Origin of the sequence: Chryseobacterium sp. GVT01B, assembly GCF_019970045.1 — a bacterium.
Classification (GTDB): domain Bacteria; phylum Bacteroidota; class Bacteroidia; order Flavobacteriales; family Weeksellaceae; genus Chryseobacterium.
The window spans coordinates 473,452-492,897 of record NZ_JAHXYI010000005.1; the positions used below are offsets into that span (position 1 = coordinate 473,452).

A 19,446-nucleotide genomic window follows, 5' to 3' on the forward strand; every position below is an offset into this window, starting at 1 on the left:
TCATGAACACTATATTTTTATTTGAAGCCGGACGCTCTTCCAAGCACTGGCTCACCTATCTTGTGGCCTTACTTCTGATAGCTCTCGGTATTTTTTGCGGAAGCCAGTTCAATCTTTCAGTAGGAGAAGGAATTTATTTAAACTCACCCTATACCATCGGTTTTATGACCGGAATGCTGAGTCTTGCCGTTATTTTTTTCGCTACTGTATATGCTTTACAGCTCTTGTTTAAAGATCAGGATTCAAAATTTGACCATATCCTGTTTTCATTTCCGATTTCAAAATCTACTTATCTGAACGGGAAATTCGCTGCTTATTTTTTACAGACATTTGTAAGTTTTTCTTTTCTGATGACAGGATTTCTCGTAGGGCAAATCATGCGTACCGGAAGTGAAATGCAGGAAGGTTTTACGATCATCCATTACATCTATCCGCTTTTGATCTTTGGTCTTATCAATAGTTTATTTGTCTGCAGCTTTCTGTTTCTCATTTCATTTATTGTCAGGAAAAAACTATTGGTTGTAGTCGGCGGGCTGCTTTTGTATGTCTTATACATGGTTATTTTATTGTTTTCCAACTCACCTTTTATGGCGGGAAGCTTGCCTCAGTCTCTGGAAACACAGCGGTTTTCAGCTTTGATTGATCCTTTTGGACTGTCTGCTTATTTCATGCAGGCCCGTGATCTTAGTTCTCATCAGAAAAATATTCAGATGGTTCCTTTTACGGGGTATCTGTTGTTCAACAGAATCTTATTTATCCTAATATCAGTTGGATTTCTTTTTCTCTCACTCAGATTATTTTCATTCTCCAATTTATCAGGAAAGAAAGTAAAAGCATCAGGAATTATTCAGCCATTATCGGAAACGAACAGATCAGAATATTCAACTGTTTCAGCTAATTTTGGTGGGCTCTCTTCTTTTCAGGCTGTATTTTCTTTTGTGAAAACTGATCTTACTTATCTGTTCAAAAGTATTGCTGTTCCTGCAGTTTCTATCCTTCTATTATTTTGTGTCGGCATGGAAATGTATGCCGAGATTGAAAAAGGGATTCGTCTTCCCCAGAAATATGCGGGCTCGGGACTTATGGCAACAACTATTTCAGAGAATTTTCATCTGCTTGGTCTCCTTATTTCAGTATATTTTCTGAATAATATTTTCTGGAGAAGCCGGACTTCCGGATTTTTCCTGATTGAAAACAGTACTTATTTCTCAAAAAACAGATTAGCAGGACATTTTATCTCCATCAGCCTTCTGTTGTTTTTCTTTACTGGAATTTTAATTGCCCAGGGAATTGTTTTCCAGGCCGCTTATCAGTATTTTCATATCGACTGGAAGGCGTATCTCGGCGTTTTCCTTTTCAACACTTTCCCTCTGATGCTGTTTTCCGGATTGATCCTTTTGATTAATGACAGAATTCCTAATAAATTCATTGCACTCGGAGTTTCCATTCTCGCAGTTTTTGTATTGTCCGGTCCTGTTTCCGGGAAAATCATCTCCTACCCTCTTTTCAGAATATTTTCTGATTTTAAAGGTACTTACAGTGATTTTAACGGCTATGGAATCTATGAAAAAGCATTTGCCCAAAGACTTCTGTTTGGAACAGCTATCATCTGTACTTTATGGATGTTTAATCATTTAATCAGGAGTAAAAAAATATCTGTTGTCTCTTCCATTTTAAGTATTCTTCTTCTGATTTCAGGAATCTTTGCCGGAATATTTTTTATGAAAGGATATATTCCTGACAATGAAGACCAAAACCTTTTAAGCTCAGCAGAATATGAAAAAAACTTCCGGAAATATGAAAATCTTCCACAGCCTGATATTACTGATGTTACCACAGAAATTAAGCTGTATCCTTCAGAAAATGCCTATCAGATTGTAGGAAAATACACCCTTACCAATCAAACTGATCAGCCCATCAACAAAATACTCGTCAATTTTAATGAGGATTTAAATCTTGAATCTGCTGCATTGACATCAGGCCCCGAAACAATGAACATTGATAAAAACACTACAGAAATTGTATTAAAACAGGCTATTCTTCCAGGTAAAACAGCTTTTCTGAATTTCAATCTGTCTTATCGATGGTTTGCTGTGAATGGCCATCAGTCTTTTAATGCTATTATTGAAGATGGATCTTTTATGAGGATCAGCAGATATTATCCCACCATTGGATATCAAAAGGATTATGAAATTCAGGATGAAAAGCAGCGCCGCCAGTTCAAATTGGGAAAACATACGGAACTGAAAAAACCGGAAGCTCCTGAAGTGGTAAAAAAGGATTTTATTAATCTCAACATGACTGTTTCTACTGAATGGAACCAAACAGCCATAGGCACAGGAGATCTTGTAAAGAAATGGACAAAAGCAGGGCGTAATTATTTTGAGTACAAAGCAGGTCAAATCCCCTTTCGTTTTGCTGTTTCTTCAGCTAACTATGAAATAAAAAGTGAGCATTATAAAGGAATTACCATCAATATCTTTTATCATCAAAAACATTTTGAAAATGCAGATCATCTTCTGGAAAATGCGAAGCTTACTTTAGAGTACTGTCAGCAGAATTTTGGGAAATATCCTTTTAGAACCATCAATTTTGCAGAGATTTCCTCTTTTACCAGAGGTTTTGCGGCTACAGCCTATCCTTCCGCTGTCTTTATGCCTGAAGGTATGATTTTCCATGCTAATATACAGGCAGACAAGAAACAGGATGTCATCAATGAACTTGCAGGACATGAACTTTCACATCTCTGGTGGGGAAACAGCCAGATCAATCCCGATGACAGAGAAGGTTCTGTAATGCTTACCGAAACACTGGCTATGTATACGGAAATGATGCTTTATAAGAAAATGCATGGCAGAGAAAAAATGATGGAAAGAATCAAAATGCATGAGCAGATCTATGACAATGAAAAAGGATTGTCTGAAAATGTTCCCATCTATAGAGCTACGGGTGATGCTCCTCATATTTCTTATTCCAAAGGGGCTGCAGCCATGGTAGAATTGAGTAATTTAATCGGTGAGGATAATGTCAATACAGCTTTAAAAAGCTTTTTGAACAACAATCAATATCCTAAGAAACCCTCTTCACTAGATCTGATGAATGAGTTTTATAAAGTAACACCAGATCCTTCAGCCAGAAAACAGATCGACAGATTATTTAAAACCACAGAAAATATAACTTTTACTTCAGGCTTGAAAAACGCCTCTACAAAGACAAAACCGAAATAATTGACAAACCGTTTTTAATTTTTTTTGAAAATATTTTTCAGGAATTGTAACAAAATAAAAAGGGGCAATACCAATTAGTTGATATATCAATAATTGATAAGTCATTTTAAATTTGAAATATGGAAAAGTTAAATTCAATTATATTCTACAACATAGACAAAGCAATCAGAGCCTACAGAAACTATGCTCAGCGGCAGCTGAAAGCCCATGGTTATACGATCACGATCGATCAGTGGCTTATCATCAAAGCGATTCTGGAAAACCCGGGAATTACCCAGAATGAGATTGGTGATCTTGTTTTTAAAGACAACGCTTCTGTCACAAGAATTATTGATTTAATGGTAAAATCCGAATACATTACAAGACATGTTCATCCTGAAGACCGCCGAAAAAGCAACCTGGAAGTAACAAATTCCGGAGTAAAAGTAATTAAAGAGGTTCAGAATATCGTAGAGAAGAACCGTAAAACAGCTTTAAAGGGTATCAAAAATGAGGAACTGGAAGTCATGTATTCAGCTTTACTGAAAATTTCAGAAAACTGTCTTAACCCTAAAAAGTAAAAACTATGACCAGAATACTCTCATTTATTTTTATCTGTGTACTGATCTCGTTCAGCAGCAGATATTCTGCCCAGCAGGCAGCACAGAGTTTGTCTTTGTCAGGAAATATACAATCCGGCAAGGCCGATCAGATGGAGATCAATCTCTTTAATGCAGATCATCAGTTAATCAAAACAGAAATTGCTGATAGTAATGGTAAATTTAATTTTAATGATTTAAAACAAGGAACTTATCAGGTAAAGATCAATAGAAATGGTACTGAAGTCTATCATTCGGAAAATATTTCATTGTCTGAAAATACAACGCTCCCTTCCATAGACCTTAATGTAAAATCTATTGAAGGCGTAACGATTACAAAAACCAAACCTCTCATTGAAAGACAGGACGGAAAAATGATCATGAATGTCGAAAACAGCATTGCCAGCACCGGAAATTCGGCTTTTGAAGTATTGGAAAAAGCGCCGGGAGTAAGTATTGACAATAATGATAATATCAGTCTCCGCGGAAAAGGAAATCTCCTGATTCAGATTGATGGCAAAAATACGCCGATGACCGGAAGTGATCTTGCCAATTATCTTAAGGGAATTCCGTCCTCCACCATTGAAAAAATAGAATTCATCACCAACCCTTCTTCCAAGTATGATGCTGCAGGATCCGCAATCATTAATATTAAGCTTAAAAAGGAACAGAGAAAAGGAACCAACGGAAGTATTTCCACGTCTTTAGGAACGGGTAAATATGTGAAGAATAATAACAGTTTCAGCATTAACCACCGAAATAAGAAAATCAATATTTTCGGAAATTACAGCTTTGCTTACAGGGAAGCTTATAATGGTCTGGTGCTGGACAGAAATTTCTATGAAGCCAACAATTTCAAAAAAGCTTATGTACAGGATAATTATCTGAAATTCAAATTCAACAGCCATGTTGCCAAAGCGGGAATGGATTATTACCTGAATGATAAAAATGTTCTTGGTTTTTCTGTAGGGCTGGTTTCAAACAAATTCAATGTGAACGGAGATAATTCCAATGTGACACTGGGCAGCAACCATCTTCCTGAAAGCTCATTCACCACCGTCAACAGATCGAATGACCGCTGGACCAATCTATCATTCAACCTTAATCATAAATATACAATTGATTCTTTAGGCTCTGAAATCTCTACCGATTTTGACTACATTAATTATACAAATTCTTCACTGCAAAGTTTTGATACCCAAACGCGCAGAATAACCAGTGGAAAGGATAGTCTGGATATCATAAAAGGTGATATGGATGGAAAACTGAATATCTATTCCCTGAAATCTGATCTTACCAAGAATTTTAAAAATGAATGGAAGCTGGAAACGGGAATTAAAACCAGTTTTGTAAAAACAGACAATGATCTGAAGTTTTTCAATGCAAGCTCCGGAATTCTGATTCCTGATCTTTCTAAAACCAATCATTTTATTTACGAAGAAAATATTAATGCAGTGTATGGAAACGTCTCTAAAAAATGGGAAAAGTTCAAAGCCACAGCGGGATTAAGAATGGAAAACACCAATGTAAAAGGAACGCAGCTTACCACCAATCAAGTTAACAAAAGAAATTACACCCAATTGTTTCCAAGTGCTGTTTTTTCTTATGATCTGACCGATAAAAGTAATCTTGAAGTTAATTTCAGCAGAAGAATTACAAGGCCCAGCTACAACCAGTTGAATCCTTTTAAGTTTTATCTTGATCCCACTACTCTTAAGGCAGGAAATCCTGATCTGAATGCACAGACCACGATGAATTATGAACTGACTTACAGCCTGAACAACAAATATTTTGCAACATTAAGCTATAGCAAAACCTCTGATAATATCACAGATATCCTGAAACCAGTGGTAGAAAATGGCCAGGTGGTGACGGTGCAGACTATTGAAAATTTAAATTCCGTATCTTATTTCGGGTTAAATCTTATTGCTCCTGTAAAGGTGGCCCAATGGTGGTATATGAACAACAGTGCCAATTTCTACTATGGATCATACACCGGAAATGTTTCAGGAACACAGATCAATAACAAAGGAAATTTCACCTTTAGTATCAACAGTATCAATTCATTCAAGCTAGGAAATGGTTTCACTGCTGAGCTTACCGGGAATTATAAGGCAAGAGAAGTGTATGCTTATCTGGATGTAAGTCCCAACTGGTATCTGAATATCGGAGCACAAAAGAAATTCAAAAACAACAGTACCCTGAAGCTGGCCTTCACGGATATGTTCTTTACCAGCAATATAAAAGGACAAACCGTTTATAATGATTATCTCGAAAACTTTGCCGTAAAAAGAGATACCCGTGTGGTGACACTTTCTTACACTTACAATTTCGGATCTTCTAAAAATGGGCAGCCCAGAAAAACAGGAGGTGCTGAGGATCTGAAACAGAGAATCGGAAGCTAGTTAGAAAAACGCAGAGGCGCAAAGAAGGAGAAATAAAACATTGTATTTAAGGCGCAAGGATTTTATCTTCGATAAAATTGAGTACCGCTAACGATACATTTACTTTAATCTCTCAGTGGTCTATTAGATAAAGCAAATGAAAAAATAAAGTAATTTGCTTGCTGAAAATCTTCGATTTTCTTGCGCCTTAATCAACACTATATTATTTTTTTTGCGCCTCTACGTTTTCCAACTTTATACCCTACAAAGCAAAAATCCCTCAAAATTGAGGGATTTTTTATGTTTAAGAATGAATCTTATTAAGCTTCGTTAGAAGGAGTCTGGTTTTCCACTGGCTTTTCAGCTTGTGGCTTCTGTCCTTCAGGTCTTCTTTGTCCCTCTGGTCTTCTTTGCCCTTCCGGTCTTCCCTGTCCTTCTGGTCTACCTTGTCCTTCCGGTCTTGGAGGTCTTGGTAAAAGAACTTTTCTTGAAAGCTTCATTTTCTTACGGTCATCATAACCCATGAACTTCACTTCTACTTCATCACCTTCTGCATAAGGAACTTTGTCCAGACGAGCCCATTCAATTTCAGAAATGTGAAGAAGTCCTTCTGTACCTTTAGCAATGGCTACAAATGCACCAAAGTCCATTACTTTCACTACTTTACCTTTGTAAACTTCACCTACAACCGGTACGAAAGTAATTTCATTGATCTTAGCAACCGCAGCATTGATTTTCTCTCTGTCTGTTCCTGCAATCTCGATACGTCCGATTTCTCCGATTTCTTCGATAGCAATAACAGTATCGGTATCTTTCTGCATCTGCTGAATGATTTTTCCTCCAGGCCCGATTACAGCTCCAATGAAGTCTTTTGCAATCTCCATTACAACCATTTTCGGAGCGTGAGGTTTCACGTCTGCTCTTGGTTCAGCAATTGTTTCAGTGATTTTATTTAAGATGTGTAATCTTCCGTCTCTGGCCTGCATCAAAGCTTTTTCCATGATATCCATAGAAAGTCCCTGGATTTTGATATCCATCTGACAAGCAGTGATACCGTCTGCAGTACCTGTTACTTTAAAGTCCATATCTCCAAGGTGATCTTCATCTCCTAAGATATCAGAAAGTACCGTGAATTTACCTGATTTTGCATCTGTGATCAATCCCATTGCAATACCGGAAACAGGTTTTGTAATCTGTACCCCGGCATCCATTAATGCCAATGTTCCTGCACAAACTGTTGCCATTGAAGATGAACCGTTGGATTCCAGGATATCAGAAACAATTCTGATCGTATATGGATTTTCTTCAGGAATTACAGCCTGCAATGCTCTCTGAGCAAGGTTACCGTGTCCTACTTCTCTTCTTGAAGTCCCTCTTAAAGGTCTTGCTTCACCTGTAGAGAAAGGAGGGAAGTTATAATGTAAGAAGAATTTTTCGTCGTGTTGCGTAATTACGCTGTCTACCATGTTGGCGTCTTTCACAGAACCTAAAGTTACTGCTGTTAAAGATTGAGTTTCACCTCTTGTAAACACTGCAGAACCGTGAGCTCCCGGAAGGTAATCAATTTCTGACCAGATTGGACGGATCGTTTGAGGATCACGACCATCAAGACGGATATTGTCTTCAAGAATCATCTGACGCATTGCTTCTTTTTCTACATCATGATAATATACTTTTACGAAAGGTGTTACTCTTTCCAATTCTTCTTCATTATCAGCATATTGAGCAAGGAATTCTTCACGAACTGCTTTGAATTTCTCTCCTCTCTCCTCTTTTCCAGATGGAGTTCTTGCTACTTCATATACTTTATCATAAGTTTCTTTCCATACTTTTTCACGAATTTCTTCGTCGTGATTTTCGTGAGAGTATTCTCTCTTAGGGAAAGCTTTTCCTACTTTTTCTGCTAATCTCTCCTGAGCTTCAATTTGCTTTTTAATTTCAGCATGACCAAAATTAATAGCTTCTAACATTTCCTGCTCAGAAATTTCTTTCATTTCACCTTCTACCATTACGATGGAATCTTTAGTAGCTCCAACCATGATGTCTAGCTCAGAATTTTTCAATTCTTCATAGCTTGGGTTGATAGAAAGTACTCCGTCAAATCTTACAACTCTTACCTCAGACATTGGTCCGTTGAAAGGGATATCAGTAATAGCAATAGCTGCAGAAGCCGCCAAACCTGCTAAATCATCAGGAATTGTTTTTCCGTCATAAGAAATTAATGAAATCATCACCTGAACTTCAGCATGGAAATCTTCAGGAAAAAGCGGACGTAAAACTCTGTCCACCAAACGCATTGTTAAAATTTCCTGATCAGAAGGTCTTGCTTCTCTACGGAAGAAGTTTCCGGGAATTCTTCCACCTGCGTAGAATTTTTCTCTGTAATCAACTGTTAATGGTAAAAAATCTACACCAGGATTTGCTTCTTTATTGGCTACAACAGTTGCTAAAAGCATTGTTCCACCCATTTTTACTACCACAGATCCGTCAGCCTGCTTGGCCAATTTCCCTGTTTCGATAGTGATTTCTCTGCCATCAGCAAGAGTAATCATTTCTGTAAACGCTTGAGGTATACTCATAAATTTGTCTTCTTAATACTCCGTATTGAGTATGAATTAATATTTAAACTCTTTAAATTTCGTGTGCAAAGGTACTATATAATAATGAAATATTAAATTTTTCACTTGCATAAATAGATCGTCAAAATACAAAAAATTGGCTATCAGTTAATGAAAGATTCAAAAATTTATAGCTGTAATCTCAACTTATTCGTTATTTGTGAAAACAAAAATGCGTTTTTCTGAAGATAATGCATTGAAAAATGCTGGTGTTTTTGTATTATTGTCTCAAAAAATGAAAATAACATTCTGAATCGAAAAGAAGTATACATTTCATTATAAAAATCACTAAAATTATTGCAAAAGCATAGGTTGATCCCTATATTTGCCTTACTTCACAAAATGCAATGCTGTAGGCAAAAAAAGTTAAGGACTTATCCTTATACAGATAAATAAATGTTTATGATTAATAAAGAAGTACAATCGCAAAGCAGGAATTATACGGTTCCGTTGATTACCATCACCCTGCTGTTTTTTATGTGGGGATTCATCACCTGTATGAATGACATCCTGATTCCCTATCTGAAGCAACTTTTCAATCTTACCTTTTTTGAATCCATGCTGGTACAGTTCTGTTTTTTCGGAGCTTACTTTATCGGATCTCTGATTTATTTCCTGATCTCTATCACCAAAGGAGATCCTATCAATAAATTAGGCTATAAAAAAGGAATCCTGTTCGGAATTTTTCTCGCAGCTTTTGGCTGTGTCCTGTTTTATCCCGCAGCTACGTTTTCGTATTATCCGTTGTTTTTAGGAGCCTTATTTATTTTAGGATTAGGCTTTACGGTATTGCAGATTACTGCCAATGCATACGTTTCGTTACTGGGAAGTGAAGAATCTGCTTCCAGCCGACTGAATATGACACAGGCATTCAATGCATTCGGAACTACGATTGCTCCTGTGCTTGGAGGCCACCTTATTTTTGAATTTTTCTCATCTCCGGACGGATCATTCAGTGCGGTAGCAACGAGAATTCCGTATCTTATTTTTGCAGGAATCCTTTTATTGGTTGCCCTATTGATTTCCAGAGTTAAACTTCCATCATTCCAGATGGGTGAAGAAGAGGCTGTAAAAGGCTGGGGAGCGCTTGAGTTCAGCCATCTTAAATTCGGGGTATTTGCTATGTTCTGCTATGTGGGCGGAGAAGTAGCGGTAGGAAGCTTTATTATCAGTTTCCTTGAGCAGCCGCAGATCATGGGCTTTAATGAAATCATCAGTAAGAATTACCTTTCCTTGTATTGGGGCGGTGCTATGATCGGCCGTTTTCTTGGAGCTATCTCTTTGAACCAATCTTTAAGCCAGGGTAAAAAGGCTGTTTATATGCTTGGGGCAGCAGGAGCTGTTTTCCTTGTCATCTTCAGCATTGTAAATCTTACGTTCTCTCAGATCAGCTTTTTCCTTGTATTTATCGTTCTGAATTTCATTGCTTTTTTCATTGGCAAAGCGGCTCCGGCAAGAACGTTATCAATCTTTGCAGCGATCAATGTCGTATTATTAATTTCAGCCATGGTCAATCATGGAGAACTGGCTATGTACAGCATTTTAGGAATCGGAATTTTCAACTCTATCATGTTCTCCAATATTTATACACTGGCTATTTCAGGGTTGGGTAAATATACCAGTCAGGGGTCTTCCTTAGTGGTAATGGCTATTTTAGGAGGTGCTATTGTTCCTATTTTCCAGGGATATCTTGCAGATCAGTTTGGAGTACAGCATTCATTCATTATTCCTGTATTCTGTTATCTGGTTATTCTGATCTTCGGCGCTTACTGTACCAAATATCTTGGTCATGTAGAAACCACTGAAGCCAAATCAGGGCATTAAAAATCAATCATATCAAAATGTATAAGCGGAATATCTCAAAGGTGTTCCGCTTTTTTTCGATCTTAAAATGTAACTTTCTACCATAAAAAAGAACTTATCTAATAATTAACACCAAATTATTATGAAAATACAATTAAAGCTTGAATACGCAGCATTTCTGTTGTTAGGGATCTATGCTTTTGCCCAAACGGGATATTCATGGTGGTGGTTTGCCGGACTATTCCTTGCGCCGGACATTTCAATGCTGGGGTATACGGTGAATACTAAGGTTGGAGCATTTTTCTATAATCTATTCCATCACTTTGGAGTAGCTGTGATTGTTTATTTTGCCGGAACAGCTTTATCTCTGCCCTATTTGCAGATGATAGGAGCAATTTTATTTTCTCACTCAGCTTTTGACAGAATTCTGGGCTATGGATTGAAATATCCGGATAGTTTTCAGAATACGCATTTGGGGAAAATTGGGAAGAAGGCTGAATAGGTATGTTGTAAACTACCCCGTCAAAAATTCAAAGAATTTTTGCCACCCCTCCAAGGGAGGGGAATTTTCACTCCTTCGGTTGATATTTTTGTCAGGATTGAATTTCTGTTGATGCTTTTCTTGTTGGATTAATGTGTCTGGATTCCTATGGAATGACACAATTGTGATGATGGTCTATCCATGCAGTTTGTCATTCCGTAGGAATCTAAATATTCTTTTATTATAACATGAAAATCAAAGACTTTAAGGAACTTAAGTATTCTTCTCAACCATTTAGTAATTTCTTAAAAAACTTTTGTGGCTTTTGCGGTTAAAAATCCCTTGTTATGTAAAAACAAAAAAGCAACCTCTTTCGAAGTTGCTTTTTATTTTGAAAATCTTTATAGATTATTTTCTTAAACCTAATGCAGCAATAATAGCTCTGTATCTTGCGATATCTTTCTTTTTAAGGTAATCTAATAAACTTTTTCTCTTACCTACCAATTTCACTAGAGATCTCTCTGTGTTGAAATCGTGACGGTTAGCCTTTAGGTGTTGAGATAAGTGGTTGATTCTGAAAGTGAAAAGAGCGATTTGTCCTTCTGCGCTTCCTGTGTCTTGTGCAGATTTTCCATGTTGTGCGAAAATTTCCTGCTTTTTGTCTGTTGTTAAGTACATTCCAATATTGTTTAATGATTATTATGTAACGGGTGCAAAATTACGACTATTTTTTGATTCTGCAAACATTATTGATTTCATAAATCAAATTTGATAGAAAAAAATGTTAAAAATTTCTTAATAAATTTTATGCAATCCAACGAAAAGGCAGTAATTTTGCATTCGAATTACAAATGAAAAAAATTATATTCTTTACAGCAATTACTACTTTTTTATTCATCAGCTTTACTTCGGTAAAAGCCCAGAAAACTGCTGATGACAAAATAAAAAAAGTTCTGTACTTCAATCCTGAAGTAGAGCCTGATGTTGATGAGATAAAAGATCCCACCAACAATGCGTTCTTTGACGCTGTTTCCGATAATTTCAGCAACAGAAAAAATAAAATGCTTCGCGCAGAAGTTCAGGTTCCGTTTGACAGCATAGATAAGCAGACTATCGTAGATTACTGTCTCAATAATGATGCAGATTTTGCGATTGTTTCCAAAGTGAGATATTTCAAAGTTGGGTTTGGAAAATATGTTTTCTCCAATCAGGTGGTTGTGAGCATGAAACTTTTTGGTTCTGACGGAAATCTTGTCACGGAAACGGACTATGACACCTACCGAAAAAATATGCGTCTGCTGGGTTCAACAGTCAATTCCATTAAAATTGGAACCGAAGGAGCGATAAAGGGAATCATCAAAAAACTGAGAAAGCTGAAACCGACAGAAGCAGAGCTTTGAGTTTAAAGTTTAAAGTTTAAAGTTAGAATATAAGGCCTTTGATAATCAATGGTCAATTTTGCTTCGCAAGTCAATCGTGAATTTTTATTCCGCTGTTCAATTAGCTATACCAGAAAAATTCATCATTCATCATTCATAATTTTTACAAAGTATTTTCTTGTTAAATAAAGCACTTATTCGCACTTCTGGGATAGGTGCTTTCAGTTTAAATACATCATAAACAACTGATTAACAATTAAATATTTTCACCAAACAAGGATTTATTAAATATTTTTTACTATTTTAGTCTGACATTAAAACCAAAATATCATGAAAAATCTAAAGAAACTCAGCAGAGAAAAAGCAAAACAAGTTAATGGAGGATCCATGGAACGATGCAGCGAAACCAATCCTTGTAGTGTTGGATGGTGCTGCTTCGGAATCTGCTCACCCTTCATTTGTATCGAATAAAAAATAAACTAACTCACATAAAATCAAATCTCATGAAAAATCTAAAAAAAATCAGCAGACAAGTTCAAAAGGAAATCAAAGGCGGCGGACCTTTCAAAAGATGTACGGAACATTATGAATGTCCGGGCGGATCATGTTGTCATAACATCTGTGTTGTGGATCCATGTCCCCTGGAATAATATATGATCATTACGGACACCTGCAATTGTAGGTGTTTTTTATTTAAAACTTAAATAAAATATTGATTTATAATAAAATATTTTCACCACCAAATGAATAATATGAAAATATTTATTATTTTAGTCTAACATTAAATCTAAACTATAACTATATGAAAAATCTAAAAAAACTCAGCAGAGAGGCTGCGAAACAAATTAATGGCGGTATAGGGCCGTTCAGATGCAGTATAACAAGGCCATGTTCTGTGGGATATTGCTGCAATGGAGAATGTCTTGATCATGACTGTCCGATAGAGCCTTAATCTTAAATATTGATCACCATGAAAAATTCAAATCTTAAGAAGCTGAACAGGCTGGAGCAGAAAAATATTAAAGGAAGCGGAATAAAAAAGTGTGGGGACAACTCAGATTGTGGACCATACCAGTGCTGTACAAATTCAGTTTGTACGTACATCCCTACCTCGGAATGTGAACCAATTTAAAGAATATTGGAATTTAAATTTAATTTTTGAACATCTGCTTCGGCGGGTGTTTTTTTGCCCTTATACTGAAGTGATAACTTTAATTAATCCTTAATTTTGCCACTTTATTGCTCAGTCTTAAAAATTTGAATTATTTTTGCATATCCAAAAAATTTCACGTTTTGAATTCTAGAGACGAACTTATCTTCAACCCTGCCGATATTGCCGAAACTCTCAGCGAACTTCCTGCTGATGAGAGGCTGCTCGCGTTTCTGAAGGTTCCTAAAGAATACAAAGCAGAGGTTTTTTCACATCTTGATCCTGATTTCCAGGAAGATACAATCAGAAGTATCGGAAGTGATGAAGTTTCTGAGATCCTGAATGCAATGACTCCGGATGACAGGACTGCTCTTTTCGAGGATTTCCCGGATGAGCTTATTAAATATTCTATTAATCATCTTAATCCTCAGGAAAGAAGAATTGCTTTAAAGCTTCTTGGGTACAACTCAGACTCTATTGCCCGTCTGATGACTCCTTATTATATTCAGATCCGTAAGGAATGGACCGTAAAAAGATGTCTTCAGCAGATCAAAAAGGTAGGAAAAAGAGTGGAAACCATGAACTACCTGTATGTGGTGGATGAAAGAAACCGTCTGATTGATGACCTTGCTATCGGAACTTTACTGTTGGAAGAGGAAGATACACTGGTTTCTGATATCACAGACAATCATTTTGTAGCCATTACCACCACTACTTCTAAAGAGGATGCGGTAACTTATTTCGAAAAGTATGACCGTGGCGCTCTTCCAATTATTACGGAAGCTGGTGTTCTGGTTGGTATTGTAACAATAGATGACATCCTGGATCAAATTGAACAGCAAAACACGGAAGATATCCAGAAATTTGGGGGATTGGAAGCGTTAGATCTTCCCTACATCCAAACTTCATGGACTGAAATGATCAAAAAAAGGGCAACCTGGCTGATTATTTTATTTGTTTCGGAAATGCTGACTGCTTCTGCAATGGGGTATTTTGATAAAGAAATTGAAAAAGCGGTTGTTCTTGCCTTGTTTGTTCCGCTGATTATTTCCAGTGGAGGAAATTCCGGATCGCAGGCTGCCACGTTGATTATCCGTGCGATGGCACTGCAGGAAATCAGCCTGAAAGACTGGTGGTATGTCATGAAAAAGGAAATTATCTCCGGATTATGTCTTGGCGCTATTCTGGGAGTTATTGGATTTATAAGAATCATGCTTTGGCAGCAGATTGGGCTTTTTGATTATGGCCAATATTGGGTTTATGTTGGGCTGAGTGTTTCCGTTTCCCTGATTGCCATTGTGTTGTGGGGAACATTATCCGGATCTATGATTCCATTTGTTTTAAAGAAATTAAACCTTGACCCTGCCACTTCTTCTGCTCCGTTTGTAGCAACATTGGTGGATGTGACGGGGCTTATTATCTATTTTAGCGTAGCCGGGGCTTTCTTAACCGGAAAACTTTTGTAATTTTAGGCATCATCTAACATGCCAATATGAAAATCGTTTCACTTGTACCCTCTATTACCGAGGCTTTATTTGACCTTGGACTCACCGAAAATGAAGTTATCGGGAGAACAAAATTCTGCATTCATCCTCAGGATAAAATAAAAAATGTAGCAGTAATCGGTGGGACCAAAAATATCAATATTGATAAAATAAAAGCGCTACAGCCGGATCTTATTCTTGCCAATAAGGAAGAGAATGTAAAAGATCAGGTAGAAGCCCTGATGGGTGATTTTAAAGTAACCGTAACCAATGTTGAAACGATTGAAGATAATTATTATCTGCTTAAAAATCTCGGGAAACTTTTAGGAAAGGAAGAAAGAGCTCAGCTTTTCAATCTTAAAATATATGAAATCCTGAATCAGGCCAAGCTGGAAACTCCTGTGAAAGCAGCTTATCTCATTTGGAACAATCCTTATATGACGATTGGATCAGATACATTTATCCATAGAATTTTATCAGAAATTGGTTTTGAGAATATCTTCAAAGATAAAACACGCTATCCTCAGATTACTGCTGAAGATCTTGCGGATGCGGACGTTATCATGCTGTCCTCTGAACCGTTTCCGTTTAAAGAAAAACATATTGAGGAACTGCAGGCTTTTTACCCTGATAAAAAGATTATGATTGTAGATGGCGAAGCATTTTCCTGGTATGGAACCCATATTGCAAAATGTGAGAATTATTTTAAAGAATTGCTGGCTGAGATTCATCTGATGCAGCAAAGCTGATTTTTTGACCAACTTTAAACTCTAAACATTAAACTAAACTAACATGTCTGATACAGTTATATTATCTGAAGGAACAGAATTCAATCACGTTATTCAGGAAGTTTCAAAATACATCAATCTTTATGTAATGGCTTTTGAAAAGAATGAAAGGGCTATCACGCAAATGGATAAACGTGAAAATATGTATGGTGGAAACGGAACTGTATATATGTTACAGATGTTTGATCAGAAAGAATTAGCCAATAATCGTCTGGCGGCGTATATGGTTTTATTGAATAAAGGAGATGAGTCCGGATTTCATACCCACAATCAAAGAAATGAGCAGGAACTGTACGTAGTAGTGCATGGAACCGGAGAATATCGTGAAAGAACCGGCGTTGAAGGTCCTATACGAAAGAAAATTCTCAAGAAAGGAGATATTACAGCGATCAGTTCTATAGGGTATCATTCTATCGAAAATACAGGAGATGAACCTTTAATCATGTTTGTCATTACCACTTATAATCCATAAAAAGTAAAGATGGGAATCTCCGGATTATATTTCATTTCAATATTTATAAAAAACTCCGACTATAAAAGCCGGAGTCTATATTGTAATTACATTGGAGTTCTATTATAAAACCTTAGAAACTTCGTTACAAAGCCATTCTAATAATTCACGGTCTTCATTGGTAAAAGGATCTACCGTATGGGAATCAATATCAATCTGACCGATGTTTTTTCCATCTTTAAAGATAGGAACTACAATTTCGGCTTTTGTATCAATGGAGCAGCTTAGATAATTGCTTTCTTCGTTCACATCAGGAACTACAAATGTTTCATTGGAGACCGCAACCTGTCCGCAAATTCCTTTACCGTAAGGAATAATGGTATGATCTGTTGGTGCTCCTACATAAGGGCCTAAAATCAATTCTTCCTTATCTCCGTTTTTGAAATAGAAACCTGTCCAGTTGAAATAAGAAATTTCCTGATCCAACAAGTGGCAAACTTTTTCAAGTTTTTCTTCTGTATTATGTTTAGGACTTTCAAGAATTGAGGAAAGTCTTTTCTTTAATTCTGACATTGTATATATTTTTTTAAGAGAATTGTTTTAGGGAAAGCTCTTCTTTATATCCAAACATTCCACGCTCTTTAATCATTTCTGCTACACCTTCCGGAACCTGAGTTTCCCAGCCTTTAACACAACATGCAATTTTTCTCAAAATTTCTCTCGAGTAGATTTCTAAAAACTCCGGATTATAGTTCGTAATATCTACAATACGATTGTTATGTTTGAAATATTTATATAATTCTTTCAGGTTTTCTTCTACTTTCAGGTTTGAAGAATCCAGCAACTGATGTGTTTCGGGATCTTTATAAGGATACAGATATACTCTCATCCCGTTTCTGAAAAACTTCCCGAATGCTTCAAGGATTCCACCAGACATATTTTTATAATATTTCTCATCAAATACCATCAACAGGTTATTTACTCCCATCGCTACTCCGATATCCCCGGTTGTATAAGATGCAAAATAATCGATCAGTCTGTAATATTCAGAGAAATTGGAAATAATAACGGTGTATCCCAGCTTAGCCAGAATATCAACCCTGTCAAGGAAATCTCTTTCGTCAATATCTCCGTCTGCTCTCAGATTGGAAATAGTGATCTCAATAAGGACTTCTGTTTCTTCATGGGTACAGATAGCGTCTTTGAAAAACATATCCATCCCATTTTTAAGCATATCAATGTTTACTTTCGTTACCGGTCTGAAACTTCCCCTTACCGCGAAAATATTTTTCTTGTACAATACATCTGCCGGAAGCATATTACTACCCTGAGAATTGAAAATCACCGCATCGGTCATCCCATTTTTCACCAGCTGAAGTGACATCAATCTGTTGTCAACATACGCAAAAGCAGGCCCGCTAAAATCAATCATATCAATTTCCAGGTTGTCTTTCGCAACATCATCATACAAAGATTCTACTAAAGTTCTTGGGTTGTCAAAATAATTAAAAGCTCCGAAAATAAGATTTACTCCCAGGTTTCCTAAAGTTTCCTGCTGAAGGGTAGCATCATTTTCTTTGAATTTTACGTGAATCACGATTTCATTGTAATCTTCATTTTCTTTGGTCTGAAAACGAATTCCTACCCAGCCGTGGCCTTTTACAGTCTTATCAAAATTGATGGTTGTTACCGTATTGGCATAAGAAAAGAATTTTCTATCAGGATTATTATCTCTTGAAATTCTCTCTTCAATCAAAGCTACTTCATACCGAAGCATTTTGCGAAGCCTGTTTTGGGTAACGTACCTGTTTTTTACTTCCTTTCCGTAGATGGCATCACTAAAATCTTTGTCATAAGCAGACATCGCCTTAGCAATCGTACCGGAAGCTCCCCCTGCTCTAAAAAAGTGGCGAACAGTCTCCTGCCCTGCTCCAATTTCTGCGAAAGTACCATAAATAGTAGGATCTAGATTAATTGTTAATGCTTTTTGTTTAGGAGTTAGTTTCTGATACATTAGGACATGAAATTTTTTGTAAATTTACCAAAATTAAACCAACCTCAAAACAAAATGAAGTTGAAATTTTTAGGAACTGGTACTTCTCAAGGTGTACCCGTTATTGGCTGTACATGTGAAGTGTGTACTTCTGAAAATCCCAAAGACAATCGTTTGCGTTCTTCCGTGATGGTGACTACGGAAGAAAATAAAAAAATACTGATCGACTGCGGTCCGGATTTCAGGCAGCAAATGCTTACCAACCACGAACATACCGTAGATATTGCGTTGATAACTCATGAGCATAATGACCACGTAATCGGGCTGGATGATATGCGTCCACTGATTTTTAAGAGCGGAAAAGATGTTCCCCTGTATTGCTATTCAAGGGTTGCTCATGAAATAAAAAACAGATTTCCTTATGCTTTTGCTGATGTAAGATATCCCGGAGCACCCGCTTTTGAACTTCATGAAATTGAAAATAAACCTTTTCATGTACTGGATACGGAAATCACCCCAGTAGAAGTGATTCACTATAAAATTACTGTCTTCGGATACAAATTTAAAAACCTTGCCTACATCACAGATGCCGGATTCATTTCTGAAACGGAAAAGGAGAAACTGAAGAATCTGGATGTTCTGATCTTAAACTGTATCAGGAAATTTGATCCCCATCCTGCCCATTTTATTCTTCCGGACGTCATCAAACTGTTTGAAGAATTAAAACCGAAGAAATTATTTTTAACACATATCAGTCATCATTTAGGATTGCATGACATTGAAGATAAGCAGCTTCCACCCGGAATACACCTTGCCTACGATGGTTTGGAACTGAGCTTTTAAAAATTTTTCTTCAAAAAGCTTTTGAACATTGAAAAAAGTTCCTATATTTGCACACCAATTTGAAACAAACATCACGTTTGAAGTAAACATCAAGCCCAGGTGGCGGAATTGGTAGACGCGCTGGTCTCAAACACCAGTTCTTAGGAGTACCGGTTCGATCCCGGTCCTGGGTACAAAAACCTCTGAAAATCAAATGATTTCAGAGGTTTTATTTTATTATACATCTATTAAATTTTACCTCCGTGTAAAAAACCGTGTAAAATTTAA

At 36.7% G+C, this 19,446-nt stretch carries 16 protein-coding genes and 1 tRNA gene; 13 read left to right on the plus strand and 4 right to left on the minus strand.

The window, feature by feature from the left end; translation table 11 throughout:
• The first annotated feature begins 2 nt into the window (after positions 1-2).
• The 3 genes from LC457_RS14505 to LC457_RS14515 all read left to right on the plus strand — a co-directional run bounded on the left by LC457_RS14505 (position 3) and on the right by LC457_RS14515 (position 6,210).
• Positions 3-3,227 carry a M1 family aminopeptidase gene (locus LC457_RS14505; RefSeq protein WP_223600506.1) on the plus strand — a complete coding sequence of 1,075 codons (3,225 nt, stop codon included), beginning with the start codon at positions 3-5 and terminating at the stop codon, positions 3,225-3,227.
• Positions 3,228-3,346: 119 nt separating this feature from the next.
• Complete coding sequence (locus LC457_RS14510; RefSeq protein ID WP_223600507.1) at positions 3,347-3,787, plus strand: MarR family winged helix-turn-helix transcriptional regulator; 441 nt, start codon at positions 3,347-3,349, stop codon at positions 3,785-3,787.
• A 5-nt stretch (positions 3,788-3,792) separates the two neighbouring features.
• Complete coding sequence (locus tag LC457_RS14515; protein ID WP_223600508.1) at positions 3,793-6,210, plus strand: TonB-dependent receptor; 2,418 nt, start codon at positions 3,793-3,795, stop codon at positions 6,208-6,210.
• 299 nt (positions 6,211-6,509) lie between these two features.
• Here LC457_RS14515 and LC457_RS14520 read toward each other — a convergent pair whose 3' ends face one another.
• Positions 6,510-8,768: a polyribonucleotide nucleotidyltransferase gene (locus tag LC457_RS14520; RefSeq protein ID WP_223600509.1), complete on the minus strand. Its 2,259-nt coding sequence runs from the start codon at positions 8,766-8,768 to the stop codon at positions 6,510-6,512.
• A gap of 441 nt (positions 8,769-9,209) precedes the next feature.
• On the opposite strand from LC457_RS14520, the gene LC457_RS14525 reads away from it, so the two are divergent.
• Positions 9,210-10,631: a sugar MFS transporter gene (locus LC457_RS14525; RefSeq protein WP_223600510.1), complete on the plus strand. Its 1,422-nt coding sequence runs from the start codon at positions 9,210-9,212 to the stop codon at positions 10,629-10,631.
• Between the two features lie 121 nt (positions 10,632-10,752).
• Positions 10,753-11,112: a DUF4260 domain-containing protein gene (locus LC457_RS14530; protein WP_223600511.1), complete on the plus strand. Its 360-nt coding sequence runs from the start codon at positions 10,753-10,755 to the stop codon at positions 11,110-11,112.
• Between the two features lie 387 nt (positions 11,113-11,499).
• On the opposite strand, the gene rpsO is transcribed toward LC457_RS14530, so the two are convergent.
• Positions 11,500-11,769 carry a 30S ribosomal protein S15 gene (gene rpsO, locus LC457_RS14535; RefSeq protein ID WP_045494446.1) on the minus strand — a complete coding sequence of 90 codons (270 nt, stop codon included), beginning with the start codon at positions 11,767-11,769 and terminating at the stop codon, positions 11,500-11,502.
• A gap of 173 nt (positions 11,770-11,942) precedes the next feature.
• Here rpsO and LC457_RS14540 point away from each other — a divergent pair, with 173 nt between their 5' ends.
• From LC457_RS14540 to LC457_RS14565, 6 genes are all read left to right on the plus strand, one after another.
• Complete coding sequence (locus LC457_RS14540) at positions 11,943-12,491, plus strand: pyruvate decarboxylase (RefSeq protein WP_223600512.1); 549 nt, start codon at positions 11,943-11,945, stop codon at positions 12,489-12,491.
• A 309-nt stretch (positions 12,492-12,800) separates the two neighbouring features.
• The gene (locus tag LC457_RS14545; RefSeq protein WP_223600513.1) at positions 12,801-12,941 is read left to right on the plus strand and encodes a hypothetical protein; all 141 of its coding nucleotides are present in this window, start codon (positions 12,801-12,803) and stop codon (positions 12,939-12,941) included.
• A 32-nt stretch (positions 12,942-12,973) separates the two neighbouring features.
• The gene (locus LC457_RS14550; protein WP_223600514.1) at positions 12,974-13,120 is read left to right on the plus strand and encodes a hypothetical protein; all 147 of its coding nucleotides are present in this window, start codon (positions 12,974-12,976) and stop codon (positions 13,118-13,120) included.
• A 643-nt stretch (positions 13,121-13,763) separates the two neighbouring features.
• Entirely contained in the window at positions 13,764-15,086 is a 1,323-nt protein-coding gene (mgtE, locus tag LC457_RS14555) for a magnesium transporter (protein ID WP_149388215.1), read from the plus strand.
• Between the two features lie 26 nt (positions 15,087-15,112).
• On the plus strand, positions 15,113-15,853 hold the full coding sequence (locus tag LC457_RS14560; RefSeq protein ID WP_223600515.1) for an ABC transporter substrate-binding protein: 741 nt from the start codon (positions 15,113-15,115) through the stop codon (positions 15,851-15,853).
• A gap of 43 nt (positions 15,854-15,896) precedes the next feature.
• Positions 15,897-16,364, plus strand: coding sequence for a cupin domain-containing protein (locus LC457_RS14565; RefSeq protein ID WP_223600516.1), 468 nt, complete (start codon positions 15,897-15,899; stop codon positions 16,362-16,364).
• A gap of 102 nt (positions 16,365-16,466) precedes the next feature.
• On the opposite strand, the gene LC457_RS14570 is transcribed toward LC457_RS14565, so the two are convergent.
• The gene (locus LC457_RS14570; protein WP_223600517.1) at positions 16,467-16,916 is read right to left on the minus strand and encodes a GAF domain-containing protein; all 450 of its coding nucleotides are present in this window, start codon (positions 16,914-16,916) and stop codon (positions 16,467-16,469) included.
• 13 nt (positions 16,917-16,929) lie between these two features.
• Positions 16,930-18,357: a TonB-dependent receptor gene (locus tag LC457_RS14575; RefSeq protein ID WP_223600518.1), complete on the minus strand. Its 1,428-nt coding sequence runs from the start codon at positions 18,355-18,357 to the stop codon at positions 16,930-16,932.
• Between the two features lie 54 nt (positions 18,358-18,411).
• Between LC457_RS14575 and LC457_RS14580 the strand changes: the two genes are divergently transcribed.
• On the plus strand, positions 18,412-19,179 hold the full coding sequence (locus LC457_RS14580) for an MBL fold metallo-hydrolase (protein WP_223600519.1): 768 nt from the start codon (positions 18,412-18,414) through the stop codon (positions 19,177-19,179).
• Between the two features lie 93 nt (positions 19,180-19,272).
• Positions 19,273-19,352, plus strand: a tRNA-Leu gene (locus LC457_RS14585).
• Positions 19,353-19,446: the final 94 nt, after the last annotated feature.